Consider the following 12,851-nt stretch of genomic DNA (forward strand, 5'->3'; position numbering starts at 1 on the left):
GCGGGATGGATCAGCTGTTCTCGGAGATCCACTTCTCGGTCAGTTCTGCCTCGGTGACCGTGAGTTCGGCGACGGCGTCGGCGACCTTCGGCTCGATGGCGGGGCCCATGAACGGGACGGTGACGTTGATCTCGTGGCTGTAGTGCATCGTGGCGGTGGAATCGTCACCGGTCAGTTTCAGGTCACCCGCGAAGTCGACGGGTGCGCCCTTGACGTCCGCGGTGTAGCGGCCCTCTGCGTCGGAGCCGTTCAGCGGGCCGATCTTCACGGTGCGCTTGATCTTCAGTGCCTGGCTGATCATGGCGCGCACGGCCTCGGGCAACAGATCGGTGGGCATAACCTCGTAGAGCACGATCTCGGCGCCACCGTCGACGGCCTCGAAGGAGTGCACCTCCCCGGCCTCGGAGGAGAGGTTGGCCACGTTGTAGGCCCAGTAGTCCGGGTTGGTCAGGGCAGCGTGCACGGCTGCGGGCGGGAAATTCACGGTTGCAGTGTTCTCTTTACGCGTGGTCATGGGTTAAGACTACCGTTAAGAGGGTGTCCCTTTCATCGCTGACCCACAGATTCACCGAACTCCACGACGCTCTCCAGGGAGTTGACGGCATCAGCTTCGCCGACGACTTCCGCTTCGTCGATGTCACGACGCTGCACCTCGGTGGCCGCCCGGCGGGGGCCGTGCGCTGTGCGACGACGGACGCCCTCGCGACCGCGGTCGCCCGGGCCGACTCCCTGAACCTCCCCCTGCTGGTCGTCGGGGGCGGATCCAACCTCGTCGTGGCCGACGGTGACCTGCCCCTCGTCGCCGTTGTCGCGGACTGTCCGGACATCGACATTGACGCCGACAGCGGGCTCCTGCGCGCGGATGCGGGAGCCGTGTGGGATGACGTCGTCTCCGCATCGATCGACGCTGGTCTCGGCGGCATCGAGTGCCTCTCGGGGATCCCCGGCAGTGCCGGAGCGACACCGGTGCAGAACGTCGGAGCGTACGGGGTGGAGATCGCGGACGTACTCACCCGAGTTCTCCTCCTGGAGCGGGCTACCGGCGCGGTTGACTGGGTACCCGCCAGTTCACTCGACCTGGGCTACCGGACCTCGAACCTGAAGCACACCGGCAGGGGCGTCGTGCTCGCGATCGAACTGCAGCTGCGCACCGACGGATCGAGCGCACCGCTCCGGTTCGGTGAGCTCGCCCGGCGGCTCGGCGTCACCGCCGATGACACCGGAGCCCGGGGCACCGTGCGCCACCCGTCCCCGCTGGTCCGGGAGGCCGTCCTCGAACTCCGCCGCGGCAAGGGCATGGTCCATGATCCGGCCGACCACGACACCTGGTCCGCCGGTTCCTTCTTCACCAACCCGATCGTCGCCGATACGGATGTCGCGGGGGTCCGTGCCGCAGTGTCCCGGCTACACGGCGTGGACGTCGCTGACGCGATGCCCTGCTATCCGGCGGGGGAGGGATGCTCCAAGCTCTCCGCGGCGTGGCTCATCGAGCGCGCCGGGTTCGTCAGGGGCCATCCCGGTCCTGAGGCCCCGGCCCGACTGTCGACCCGGCACACGCTCGCGCTGACGAACCGCGGTCGAGCGACGACCGCCGATCTCGTCGCGCTCGCCCGTGAGGTGCGCGCGGGCGTCTGGGATGCGTTCGGGGTAACCCTGCACCCGGAGCCCGTCTGGGTCGGTGTCGACATCGACGGGTGAGTATCCTGCTCCGGGCTCGGTGACGAACGAGTGGCCCGCCCGCACCGAGAGAAACTCAGTGCGGGCGGGCCACTCGTTCGTCCGAACAGGCGCGCAGAGCTACCTGGACCGCTTCTTCTCGGCCTCCTTCAGCGCCTCTTTCTCCGCCTCGCTGCCGTAACGCTCGACGAGCTGGTCCCGAACCTCACGGCGCCGGATCTTGCCGATCTGGTCCCGCGGCATCTCATCGAAGTGGTAGAACCGGCGGGGAACCTTGTACCTGGTCAGCATCTCGCGGCAGTGCTCCTTCAGCCCCTCCGGATCCAGCGCGGCCCCCTCCGCGAGGGTGATCGCGGCGACCACGGACTCGGAGCCGTCGGAGCGGGGCATACCCACCACGGTTGCGTCGGCGACATCGGGATGCGCCATCAGCGCCTCCTCCACCTCGCCCGGGTAGACGTTGAATCCACCCGTGATGATGACCTCCTTGATGCGTGCCACCAGGCGGATGAAACCGTCCGGTTCCATGACCCCGACGTCCCCGGTGCAGTACCAGCCGTCGTGGAATGACTTCTCGGTCGCCTCCGGCTGGTTCAGGTAGCCCTGGAACACCTGGGGTCCACGGACGAGAACCTCGCCCTCCTGGCCGTCCGGCATCGTGACGTCGAGATTGTCGGGGTCGGCGATGCGGACCTCGGTGTCGGGGAACGGAACCCCGACATAGCCGGGACGGTGGGTGGGGGTCATCGGGTTGCCGACGATGATCGGTGACGTCTCGGTCAGGCCGTAGCCCTCGACGAGCAGACCGCCGGTGTAGCGCTCCCACCGCTCTACGGTGCGGGTGGGCAGGGTCGAGGCGCCGCAGAAGCTGTTCCGGACACCGGAGATGTCGATTCCGGCGGTCTCCGCGGCCTCGACGATGCGCTCGTAGAGTGCCGGGACACCCGGGAGCCAGGTCGGGGTGTTCTTCTTCATCACCTTCATGATGAGTTTCAGATCGGGTGCGGGCAGGAGGATGATCTCGCCACCGATGAAGACGCCGAGCGTGACGTTCATGGTCAGGCCGTAAGCGTGGAACATCGGCAGCGCGGCGAGCAGCACCTCGTCCTTCTCCCCGAGCCCGGGGACCCAGTGCTTGCCCTGGATGATGTTCGCCACGAGGTTTCCGTGGCTGAGCTGCGCCCCCTTCGGCGCCCCGGTCGTCCCGGACGTGTAGAGGATGAGTGCGATGTCGTCCTTCGTGGTCTCCGGATCCTCGAGATTGCGGCCGTCACCCCCGATGGCCTGACCGATGAGCGCCTCCCATGGCACCGTGTTCGGTGCGTCACCCGTCAGCCGGTCGCGCATCTTGTGGATCATCGGCAGCGGCAGCTTCAGCAGGAGCTGCTGGCTGCGCGGCATCGCCTCGGTCATGTTGACGCTGATGATCGTCTCCAGCTGGGTCCGGCCCCGGAGCTTCTCCAGGGTGCCGGAGGTCTTGTCCCAGCAGATGGCGACCCGGGCGCCGTGGTCGTTGAACGGGTGCTCCAGTTCGTGGGCCGTGTAGAGGGGGTTGTGCTCCACGACGGTGGCTCCGAGTTTCAGCACCGCGTAGAAGGCGACGATGTGCTGCGGACAGTTCGGCATGAGGAGGGCGACCCGGTCCCCCGGGCGGACACCGAAGGCCCGCAGGCCGGCTGCCGCCCGGCGCACCTGCCGGTCGAGGTCGTTGTAGGACTGGGTCCGGCCGAAGAAACGGGTGGCGTTCTTGTCGCCGTTGACCGCCAGATTGTTGTTGTAGTGGTCGATCAGCGTCGTGTCGCCGTACTCGAGATGGTGCGGCGTCCAATCCGCGTAGTGATCGAGCCAGGCTTTTGATTCAAGTGCCGACATGGTGTCCCTTCGTAGGAATATGTGCTCACCGGCGGGGGATCGTGCGCACCGCCCGAAGTGGCGCCGGGGCTACGGGTGATGGCCGGAAACAGGCGAGGAGCATGGAGATCCAGCCTCGCATGGGTGTCCCCTCTCGGCCGGTTGAGAGAGCGTCAGTGCTATTCGAGTATAGCCCCGAAAGGTGAGTGTTCACTCGGGTTCCCGGCCGGCGCGGGTGCGCGTGGGCCGCGGCGACCGGGGAAGATTAGGATGGCCGGCATGCGCGTCGCGATGATCTCCATGCACACGTCCCCGCTGCAGCAGCCCGGTAGCGGGGACGCGGGGGGAATGAACGTCTACATCGCCTCCACCGCCCGGCAGCTGGCCAGAACGGGAGTCTCGGTGGACGTGTTCACCCGCGCCACCCGGCCCAGCCAGGGTGAGGTGGTCGAGGTGGAACCCAACCTCAGGGTCATCAACATCGTCGCCGGGCCCTATGAGGGGCTGGACAAGGAGTCGCTGCCGACACAGCTGGCCGCGTTCGCCGGGGGAGTCCTGCTGTTCGCCCGCTGCGCGGCACTGAACTACGACGTGATCCACTCCCACTACTGGCTGTCCGGTCAGGTCGGATGGTTGCTCCGGGACGTCTGGCAGGTCCCGCTGGTGCACACGGCCCACACGCTCGCGGCGGTGAAGAACGAACACATCAGTGCCGAGGACTCACCGGAGTCCGAGGCCCGCCGCATCTGCGAGCAACAGATAGTGGACAACGCCGACCAGCTGGTCGTCAACACCCGCGAGGAGGCGTTGAACCTGGAGCGCCACTATGACGCGGTACCCGACTCGATCACCGTCATCCCCCCGGGCGCCGACACGGAACTGTTCACCCCCGGCACGGAACGGGCCACCGAACGCTGCCGCCGCGAGCTCGGGATCCCGCTGCACGCGAAGGTCGTCGCCTTCGTCGGCCGGCTGCAGGAGTTCAAGGGACCGCAGGTCCTGATCCGGGCCGTGGCGGAGCTGCTCCGGAGGGATCCCCACCGCAATCTCCGGGTCATCATCTGCGGCGGACCGTCCGGCCGCTCCGCCACTCCCGAGCAGTACCGCGAACTCGCGGAGGAGCTCGGCGTCGCCCGCCGGATCAGGTTCCTCGATCCCCGACCCCCGGAGGAACTGGTCACCGTCTACCGCGCGGCCGACGTGGTCGCGGTCCCGAGCTACAACGAGTCCTTCGGTCTCGTCGCGGTCGAGGCACAGGCGGCGGGCACCCCGGTCGTCGCGGCGCGCGTCGGTGGGCTGCCGATCGCCGTCGCCGACGGGAAGAGTGGTGTGCTGGTCGATTCGCATGAGGCGTCGGCGTGGGCGGACGCTCTCGCCTGCCTCCTCGACGACGATGCGGCGCGGATCGCGATGGGCGAAGCTGCCGTGGGTCATGCGGCGGAGTTCAGCTGGCCGCGGACCGCCGCGAATCTCGCGGAACTCTACCGCGGGGTCATCGAGCACACCCCGGAGCGGTGCTACTCCCGACGGGCGGCCGGGTGACCGCGACATCCGGTGACCCCAGTGTGAATATCCGGTGAATCCTGCAGAGGGTTCCGGGCGTCGTGGGCACGACGACGCCCGGCGTGGAACAATGGTCAGTATGAGTACTGGAAAGCTAATTCTGCTCCGCCACGGCCAGAGCCAGTGGAACGCCTCGAACCAGTTCACCGGATGGGTGGACGTCGACCTGACCGACAAGGGTCGCGCCGAAGCCCGTCGCGGTGGTGAGCTGCTGCGCGAGAACGACATCCTCCCGGACGTGGTCTACACGTCCCTGCAGCGTCGTGCCATAAACACGGCCAACATCGCGCTTGACGCCGCTGACCGGCACTGGATCCCCGTCGTCCGCGACTGGCGCCTCAACGAGCGCCACTACGGTGCCCTTCAGGGCCTGAACAAGGCTGAGACTAAGGACAAGTACGGCGAGGAACAGTTCATGGCATGGCGTCGTTCCTACGACACCCCGCCGCCGGCCCTCGATGCTGACGCCGAGTTCTCCCAGGCGCACGACCCGCGCTACGCCGACCTCGACAAGGTGCCGGACACCGAGTGCCTCAAGGACGTCGTCGCGCGCTTCGTCCCGTTCTTCACCGAGGAGATCCTGCCCCGCGCACTGGCGGGCGAGACCGTTCTGCTGGCCGCACACGGCAACTCCCTGCGTGCCCTGGTCAAGCACCTCGACGGCATCTCCGACGAGGACATCGCCGGGCTGAACATCCCCACCGGTATCCCGCTGGTCTACGAGCTCGATGAGAAGGGCAACGTCCTCAATCCGGGCGGTACCTACCTCGATCCCGAGGCCGCGGCGGCGGGTGCCGCAGCCGTCGCCGCCCAGGGTGGCAAGTGACCGGACGAATCTGGTCCGTGTCGCTGACGATCTGAAGGTTGACGGTAGGTGTCTCTGTCTGTGTGGGCGGGGTTCGCCGGCGGCGTGATCCTCACGCTGTGGGCTGCCCCAGCCATCGAGTTCCTCCGGCAGCGACTCCGGACGAAGCGCTCCGCGGCGACCCTCGCGGAGCACCAGGTGACCACGGTCTCCCAGGTCCTGCACCTCGCGGTGCAGGGCGCACCGACGGCGGTGACCGTCGTCGGGCGTGCGGGAGACGTGGTCCTCTCCAACTCCCGGGCCCACGAGATGGGGATCGTGCACGAGCGTTCCCTCAACGAGAAGGTTTGGGAGTGTGCGGGCGAGGTATTCCGGGACCGTGAGCCACGCTCCATCGATCTCGCCGGACCGGCGAAGCGCTCAGGAAGTCGGGTGATGGCCGTCCAGGCGGTCGTCAAACCCCTCACGCGGGCCGACTCCCGGTTCGTCATCGTCTACGGGACGGACGAGTCGGAGAACCTCCGGATGGAGTCCGCGCGCCGGGACTTCGTCGCCAACGTCTCCCATGAGCTGAAAACCCCGGTGGGTGGGATGGCGCTGCTCGCCGAAGCGCTCATCGAATCCGCGGACGACCCGGAGTCGGTCAGCTATTTCGGCGGGCGACTCACCAAGGAGGCGCACCGTCTCGCGGACATGATCAACGAGCTGATCTCCCTGTCCAAACTGCAGGGCGCGGAGAAGCTCCCCGGTATGGAACCCGTATCCGTGGATGCGGTCGTCGGAGAGGCCCTCGCCCGCAACGAGCTCGCCGCGGAAAATGCGGGCATCACCCTGATCCGGGGGGCGGACACCGGTGTGCAGGTCGACGGGGACGTGAGTTTGCTCACGACCGCGGTGTCGAATCTGATCGGCAACGCCATCAACTACTCGCCCTCGGAGACCACGGTCTCGGTCTCGCAGAAGATCACCGACGACGGTTCGGAGGTGCACATCCGCGTGACCGACCGGGGCATCGGAATCGCCCCGGAGGACCAGAAGCGGGTGTTCGAGCGGTTCTTCCGGGTCGACAAGGCCCGGTCCCGTTCGACCGGCGGTACAGGGCTCGGCCTGGCGATAGTCAAACACGTCGCCGCGAACCACGGAGGTTCGATCACCCTTTGGTCTCGGCCGGGGACGGGATCGACCTTCACCCTCATTCTTCCCGTGCACCGGGACCGCGGTGAGGATCCTCCCGAAGATGTGGATCTCACCCGGACCATTGACCTGAAGAAGAAACCCGCGCCCCTACGCGCCCGCAGAAAGGACCGTGCATCATGACCCGCATCCTGCTCGTCGAGGACGAGGAATCGCTGGCCGACCCATTGGCCTTCCTCCTGAAGAAGGAGGGCTTCGACGTCGTCATCGCCGTGGACGGGACCACCGCCCTGGTCGAGTTCGAGCGGAACGAGATCGACATCGTGCTGCTCGACCTCATGCTGCCGGGTATGTCCGGGACCGACGTGTGCCGACGGCTGCGCTCGATGTCGTCGGTCCCGGTGATCATGGTCACCGCCCGGGACTCGGAGATAGACAAGGTGGTCGGCCTCGAGCTCGGCGCCGACGACTACGTGACCAAGCCCTACTCGTCCCGGGAGCTCATCGCCCGGATCCGGGCGGTGCTCAGGCGTGGTGGCGATGTCGACGACGACGCCGGTGATACCCAGGTGCTGGCCGCCGGTAGGGTCCGCATGGACGTCGAACGGCACACCGTCGCAGTCGACGGAGTTGAGGTGGCCATGCCGCTGAAGGAGTTCGATCTGCTCGAGTACCTGCTGCGGAACACGGGCCGGGTACTCACCCGGAGCCAGCTCATCGACCGGGTCTGGGGCGCCGACTACGTCGGGGACACAAAGACCCTGGACGTCCACGTGAAGCGTCTGCGCGCCAAGATCGAGGAGGAACCCTCCCGCCCGCGGTACCTGGTCACGGTCCGGGGACTGGGCTACAAGTTCGAGGACTGATCGGGCCCGCCCTCCGCCGCCTCCCGCCGGGCCGCCACGGTCGCCGGGTGGGGAGATCCGAACGGCGTGTCCCGGGCGAAGCCCGAGTCCCGGAGCGCATCGGCGGCGGCCCGCCGCCCACCACAGTGTTCGGCGAGAATCGCGTACGAGTCCGCGCCCATCAGAGCGATGAGCTCCTGACGGTGGCTCAGCCACACCGGCTGCGACGAGGTGTGACACGCCGGGGATGTGGTGCAGTACCAGTCGAAGTCCTCGCCGCCCTCACCCCAGCCGCGGCGCGTGTACTCGGTGATCGTGGTGCGCAGGATATCGGTGCCGTCGCCACGGTCCTCCCAGTCCTCGAGCCGTCGTAGCGGAAGCTGCCAGCAGACCTCCGGTTTGACCACCGTCAGGTCCTCCCCGGCCGCGGTCCCCCACTGGTGGAGGGCGCAGCCCGCCCCGGTGGACCATCCTGCCCGGTTCGCGAAGATGCAGGCACCGTCGGTCACCACAGTCTTCAGTGCCGGTTCGGGCTCCCCGTCGTCCCCGTCGAGCTCATCCCACTCCAGCCACGGCTCGATCGTGTCCGGCTCCCCGCCCTCCGCGCGTTTTTTGAGCCAGTCGTCGATCCCGGTGGGGCGGAGCTGCCAGAAATCCGCGGGCATCCGGGAGACCGCGTCGACGAGCTGCTCCCTGTCCTCCTCATCGCAGAGGAACGCACCGTGGACGCAACACCCGACGTCGGAGAAACCCGCGTCGATTCCCTGGCACGTTCCCGTGCCGAACTGGCAGCTGTAGTGCGACTCGAGCCACGTCAGATCGATGGAGAAGACGTGCTCCGGATCGTTCGGATCCGTGAACTCGAACCATTCGCGGGGGAAATCCGGTGGCAGCTCCCTCCCGGAACGGATCGACGCGGCGGCCGGCGAGCTGGCCGGGAAACCCAGTTGCACTGGCCGCGACACGGGTTCGGTCTGCGGGCAATTCACACCTGCCTACGCTAGACCGTCTACCCTGAGGATGTGAGATTAGGTGTATTGGACGTCGGAAGTAACACGGTCCATCTCGTGGTGGTGGACGCCCGTGCGGGCGGTCGCCCGACGGCGATGAGCGACTGGAAGACCACCATGCGGCTCGTCGAGTACCTCGACAGTGCCGGTGCCATCAACGACAAGGGCGTCAAACGCCTGGTCAAGGGTGTCTCCGAGGCTGCGGAGCTTACCGAGCAACTCAACTGCGAGGACATTCTCCCCTTCGCCACATCCGCGATCCGTTCCGCTACCAACGGCCAGGACGTGATCGACACCGTCGAAAACGAGACGGGTGTCCGCCTGGAGGTTCTGTCCGGTGAGGACGAGGCGAAGCTGACGTTCCTCGCGGTGCGCCGCTGGTACGGCTGGTCGACCGGGAGGATCACCAATCTCGATATCGGGGGCGGCTCTCTGGAGCTGTCCACCGGAACGGACGAGGTGCCGGATGCCGCATTCTCCCTCGACCTGGGTGCCGGACGCCTGACCCACCAGTGGTTCGACACGGATCCGCCCCAGCGCAAAACGGTCAATGTGCTGCGTGACTTCATCGATGCGGAACTCGTCGAGCCCGCGAAGGTGATGAAGCGGTGCGGCCCGGCGGAACTCGCGGTGGGCACCTCCAAGACATTCCGCACCCTGGCACGACTCACCGGTGCGGCGCCCTCCTCGGCCGGACCGCGGGTGAAGCGTACTCTGACTGCTCCGGGCCTCCGTCAGCTCATCGCCTTCATCTCCCGGATGACGGCCGCGGATCGCGCGGAGCTGGAGGGGGTCAGTTCCGACAGATCCCACCAGATCGTGGCGGGTGCGTTGGTTGCGGAAGCGGCCATGCGTGCGCTTGGCTTGGAACAGCTGGAGATCTGCCCCTGGGCGCTCCGCGAGGGAGTGATCCTGCGCCGCACGGAACAGGGCATGGACTATGAAAGGACGCGCACATGAGCGAGAAGAAACTCACCGTCGCGGAGTTGATGGCGCGCGCCGCTGCCGAGGAGGGACAGGGGGAGACCCCGAAGCCCCGCCGTCGCCGTCGCCGCAGCCTCGATGAGGGCGGAGTCTCCGTCGCCGAGCTGACGGGGTCCATTCCCGCCGTGGATTCGAAGCCGGCGGAAAGCCGCCACTCCAGTGTTCCGCTGGACGACACGGAGCGGACGGCGGAGGACGCCCCGAGTGGACGGGAGAAGGCCTCCCGCCACAGTTCGACCACGAGCGACGAGACGGAGACGTCTGCCGTGGTTCCCCGGCAGGAAGTCGTGGTCGAGGACGCCAACGCCACCGCGACCCCGGTGGAGAATACCGAACCCGCAGGTGGGATCGACTCCGGTGAAGCACCGGCGACCGCGTCGACCACTCCCACCGATGTTCCCGAAACGCCCGGTGCAGCCGACCCCGCGCCGGAGACGACCCGTCCGAGTTCGGATGAGACGGTGGTTCTGTCGGTGGTGACCGATGAGGATCCGGTCCGACTGACCACCGGTGAGTTCCCCCACGTCACCCCGCGCCAGATCCAGCAGGAACGGGCCGAAGGTGCGGCCCCGGTGGCCTCCCCCGAGGGGCGAACCGAGACCGTTCCGGAGGTCATGGCGGACGTGGATGCCGTCGACGAGGCGCGCACCCCCGCCGTCGCTGTCAACGAGGCGTCCCCCACGACCGAGATGGCCGCGGTAGCCGCGGAGGATCCCGAACCACGGTCCTCAGTGACACCCGAAGACTCCGAAACCACCCAGGAAGGGGAGGATGACGGGTCGCGGCAGGACAAGGTCTCCGTTGCGGCGGTATTCGGGATGATCCTGCTGGGGCTTCTCGTCGGTGTTGCGCTCTTCTTCGGCTTCGAGAAACTGTGGGGTCACTTCAACACCGTGATCACCGCTGTGCTCGCCATCGCGGTCACCGGTGGCGTCATCGGCATCGTTCACGCGCTGCGGACGGAACGGGACGGGTTGTCCATGTTCCTCGCCGGGCTGGCGGGTCTCGCCGTCACCTTCGGGCCGCTCCTCACCGCCTGACGTTCCGCCGCGGCCGCTCCACGTCGGGGGGATCGATGCGGACGGTGAGCGTTCATGGCAGGGTGTAGACCATGACGAAGATTGCTGTTATCGGTGGAGGAAAGATCGGCGAGGCGCTGATCTCGGGTCTCGTGAACGGTGGGGTGTCCGCCAAGGACGTCCATGTCTCGAATCGGCGCCCGGAGCGTGGGCGCGAACTGACCGACGAGTACGGGATCATCGACTTCACGGACAACCGCCAGGCCATCGACGGGGTCGATGTGGTGTTCCTCTGCGTCAAGCCGAAGGACACCGTGGCGGTCCTCGCCGAGCTCTCGGACGCAATCGACAACAACGCCGAGGACACCACCGTGATCTCCATGGCCGCGGGTGTTCCCCTGAAGAGCCTCGAGGACGTCGTTTCCGCCGGGACCCCGGTGGTCCGAGTCATGCCGAACACACCGATGCTCGTCGGGCGCGGGATGTGCGCTGTGGCCGGTGGCCGCTTCGTCAGTGACGACCAGCTGGACCAGGTGTCTGAACTCCTCGACACCGTCGGTGACGTCGTCGTGGTCGAGGAGAACCAGATGGACGCGGTGACCGCCATGTCCGGGTCATCCCCGGCCTACCTGTTCCTCGTCGCCGAGGCGATGATCGACGGTGGGGTGAATCTCGGATTGCCCAGGGAGCTGGCGTCCCAGCTCGCCGTGTCCACGCTGACCGGCGCCGCGCACATGATGCTCGAGGGGGATCTCGGGCCCTCGGAGCTGCGCGCCAACGTCTGTTCGCCGGGCGGGACCACGATCGCGGCGGTCCGTGCGTTGGAGGAGAACGGGATCCGTGCCGCGTTCTACCGAGCAACCCAGGTGTGTGCGCAGCGGTCCGCGGAGATCGGTCGCATGAGCGCCGGTTCCGCGTCGGGTTCCGATGAGGATGAGGACTAGTCTCCGGGTATCGGACCACCGGTGGGTGTGCCCGGTGGGGTTGTGTCCCGCGTCACCAGTCTCCTGTGACCAGTGGTGACGCCGGGAGCACCGGACGGATTCCCGCGCCCGGTGAAATATTCGGCAACTTATGTCGCAACAGTCACAGGGTTCACGGTAGGCTTATCAGAGCACGTGCGTGACCGATCTGCAGGAGGGGAAGCCTGCAGCGCGCCACGGGCTGAAGGGTTGAATGAATATGGCACATGAAGAAAACGGAACCTTTTTGACCGTCGCCGAGGTCGCGGAGATCATGCGCGTTTCCAAGATGACGGTGTATCGCCTGGTCCACTCCGGTGAATTGCCGGCGGTCCGGGTGGGGCGTTCGTTCCGCGTCCACGAGAAGGCGGTCAATGACTACCTCGATTCCTCCTACTACAACGTGGGCTGACGTTTTCGCCGGTTCCCGTTCACGGAGGAAAACTCCGGTCCCGTCCCACCCGGTTTCCCGGGTCGGCGGGGCCGGAGTTTTTTTGTGCTCGCCCACCGTCCCGGTATGATGGGTTCATTCGTGCCTGCGAACGTTTTCGGCGACCGTCGTTCCGACGGCGGTTGGCCGTTGTCCGGACCGGCCGGGATGTTCCGATTGTCCCGGTGTCCGGCTGATACGGTCACCCCGGGTGTGACGGCGGTGTCCGGTGGACTGAAAGTGCACTCGGCCCCGCGACCGCACGCCGGAGACAGTGGGCAGGGTATGTACATACACCTACGAGCAAAAGCGAGGACACCCAATGGGTTCAGTCATCAAGAAGCGCCGCAAGCGCATGTCGAAGAAGAAGCACCGCAAGATGCTCCGCCGTACCCGCGTTCAGCGTAGGAAACTCGGCAAGTAGGCCACACCGGTCCGCTTGCATGAAAACCGGCCGCGCAACCGTACTTTCCCGGATGCGCGGCCGGTTTTTCGTATGGGTGGGGGCATGTTCCGGGCGTCCCTGACGACGTTGCCCATTTGAGGGTAAGGTTGCACTCGTGTTTGACAG

General features: G+C 66.8%; 13 protein-coding genes. 10 read left to right on the top strand and 3 right to left on the bottom strand.

What is annotated here, in order from left to right:
• Nucleotides 1-10: 10 nt before the first annotated feature.
• A complete protein-coding gene (locus JDV75_RS09305; RefSeq protein WP_198738961.1) occupies nucleotides 11-514 on the bottom strand; it encodes a DUF2505 domain-containing protein in 504 nt (167 codons plus the stop codon).
• Nucleotides 515-537: 23 nt separating this feature from the next.
• Here JDV75_RS09305 and JDV75_RS09310 point away from each other — a divergent pair, with 23 nt between their 5' ends.
• Nucleotides 538-1,698: a UDP-N-acetylmuramate dehydrogenase gene (locus JDV75_RS09310; RefSeq protein WP_336244320.1), complete on the top strand. Its 1,161-nt coding sequence runs from the start codon at nucleotides 538-540 to the stop codon at nucleotides 1,696-1,698.
• 99 nt (nucleotides 1,699-1,797) lie between these two features.
• Here JDV75_RS09310 and JDV75_RS09315 read toward each other — a convergent pair whose 3' ends face one another.
• Nucleotides 1,798-3,549, bottom strand: coding sequence for a long-chain-fatty-acid--CoA ligase (locus tag JDV75_RS09315; protein ID WP_198738962.1), 1,752 nt, complete (start codon nucleotides 3,547-3,549; stop codon nucleotides 1,798-1,800).
• A gap of 258 nt (nucleotides 3,550-3,807) precedes the next feature.
• On the opposite strand from JDV75_RS09315, the gene mshA reads away from it, so the two are divergent.
• From mshA to JDV75_RS09335, 4 genes are all read left to right on the top strand, one after another.
• Complete coding sequence (mshA, locus tag JDV75_RS09320) at nucleotides 3,808-5,070, top strand: D-inositol-3-phosphate glycosyltransferase (protein WP_198738963.1); 1,263 nt, start codon at nucleotides 3,808-3,810, stop codon at nucleotides 5,068-5,070.
• 100 nt (nucleotides 5,071-5,170) lie between these two features.
• Nucleotides 5,171-5,917: a phosphoglyceromutase gene (locus tag JDV75_RS09325; RefSeq protein WP_198738964.1), complete on the top strand. Its 747-nt coding sequence runs from the start codon at nucleotides 5,171-5,173 to the stop codon at nucleotides 5,915-5,917.
• Nucleotides 5,918-5,971: 54 nt separating this feature from the next.
• Nucleotides 5,972-7,213: a sensor histidine kinase gene (locus tag JDV75_RS09330; protein ID WP_198739113.1), complete on the top strand. Its 1,242-nt coding sequence runs from the start codon at nucleotides 5,972-5,974 to the stop codon at nucleotides 7,211-7,213.
• A complete protein-coding gene (locus JDV75_RS09335; protein WP_198738965.1) occupies nucleotides 7,210-7,896 on the top strand; it encodes a response regulator transcription factor in 687 nt (228 codons plus the stop codon). The genes JDV75_RS09330 and JDV75_RS09335 overlap by 4 nt, the downstream gene beginning before the upstream one ends.
• On the opposite strand, the gene JDV75_RS09340 is transcribed toward JDV75_RS09335, so the two are convergent.
• Nucleotides 7,878-8,864 (bottom strand): DUF3109 family protein, encoded by a 987-nt coding sequence (locus tag JDV75_RS09340; protein ID WP_336244321.1) that lies wholly within the window; start codon nucleotides 8,862-8,864, stop codon nucleotides 7,878-7,880. The two genes, JDV75_RS09335 and JDV75_RS09340, sit on opposite strands and share 19 nt — an antisense overlap.
• 33 nt (nucleotides 8,865-8,897) lie before the next feature.
• On the opposite strand from JDV75_RS09340, the gene JDV75_RS09345 reads away from it, so the two are divergent.
• The 5 genes from JDV75_RS09345 to JDV75_RS09365 all read left to right on the top strand — a co-directional run bounded on the left by JDV75_RS09345 (nucleotide 8,898) and on the right by JDV75_RS09365 (nucleotide 12,704).
• On the top strand, nucleotides 8,898-9,845 hold the full coding sequence (locus JDV75_RS09345) for a Ppx/GppA phosphatase family protein (RefSeq protein ID WP_198738966.1): 948 nt from the start codon (nucleotides 8,898-8,900) through the stop codon (nucleotides 9,843-9,845).
• Complete coding sequence (locus JDV75_RS09350; protein ID WP_198738967.1) at nucleotides 9,842-10,909, top strand: hypothetical protein; 1,068 nt, start codon at nucleotides 9,842-9,844, stop codon at nucleotides 10,907-10,909. Before JDV75_RS09345 ends, JDV75_RS09350 begins: the two co-directional genes overlap by 4 nt.
• Before the next feature lie 71 nt (nucleotides 10,910-10,980).
• Complete coding sequence (gene proC, locus JDV75_RS09355) at nucleotides 10,981-11,832, top strand: pyrroline-5-carboxylate reductase (RefSeq protein ID WP_198738968.1); 852 nt, start codon at nucleotides 10,981-10,983, stop codon at nucleotides 11,830-11,832.
• Between the two features lie 238 nt (nucleotides 11,833-12,070).
• Nucleotides 12,071-12,262, top strand: a complete 192-nt coding sequence (locus JDV75_RS09360; RefSeq protein WP_198735018.1) for a helix-turn-helix domain-containing protein — start codon at nucleotides 12,071-12,073, stop codon at nucleotides 12,260-12,262.
• 340 nt (nucleotides 12,263-12,602) lie between these two features.
• Nucleotides 12,603-12,704, top strand: a complete 102-nt coding sequence (locus tag JDV75_RS09365) for a 30S ribosomal protein bS22 (protein WP_003855542.1) — start codon at nucleotides 12,603-12,605, stop codon at nucleotides 12,702-12,704.
• Nucleotides 12,705-12,851 lie beyond the last annotated feature (147 nt).

Origin of the sequence: Corynebacterium meridianum, assembly GCF_016342265.1 — a bacterium.
In the GTDB taxonomy this organism is placed as follows: domain Bacteria; phylum Actinomycetota; class Actinomycetes; order Mycobacteriales; family Mycobacteriaceae; genus Corynebacterium; species Corynebacterium meridianum.

Coding starts and splice junctions, on each gene's coding strand:
- JDV75_RS09305 (WP_198738961.1), bottom strand. CDS start 514: ATGACCACGCGTAAAGAGAACACTGCAACCGTGAATTTCCCGCCCGCA.
- JDV75_RS09365 (WP_003855542.1), top strand. CDS start 12,603: ATGGGTTCAGTCATCAAGAAGCGCCGCAAGCGCATGTCGAAGAAGAAG.
- JDV75_RS09315 (WP_198738962.1), bottom strand. CDS start 3,549: ATGTCGGCACTTGAATCAAAAGCCTGGCTCGATCACTACGCGGATTGG.
- JDV75_RS09350 (WP_198738967.1), top strand. CDS start 9,842: ATGAGCGAGAAGAAACTCACCGTCGCGGAGTTGATGGCGCGCGCCGCT.
- mshA (WP_198738963.1), top strand. CDS start 3,808: ATGCGCGTCGCGATGATCTCCATGCACACGTCCCCGCTGCAGCAGCCC.
- proC (WP_198738968.1), top strand. CDS start 10,981: ATGACGAAGATTGCTGTTATCGGTGGAGGAAAGATCGGCGAGGCGCTG.
- JDV75_RS09325 (WP_198738964.1), top strand. CDS start 5,171: ATGAGTACTGGAAAGCTAATTCTGCTCCGCCACGGCCAGAGCCAGTGG.
- JDV75_RS09335 (WP_198738965.1), top strand. CDS start 7,210: ATGACCCGCATCCTGCTCGTCGAGGACGAGGAATCGCTGGCCGACCCA.
- JDV75_RS09360 (WP_198735018.1), top strand. CDS start 12,071: ATGGCACATGAAGAAAACGGAACCTTTTTGACCGTCGCCGAGGTCGCG.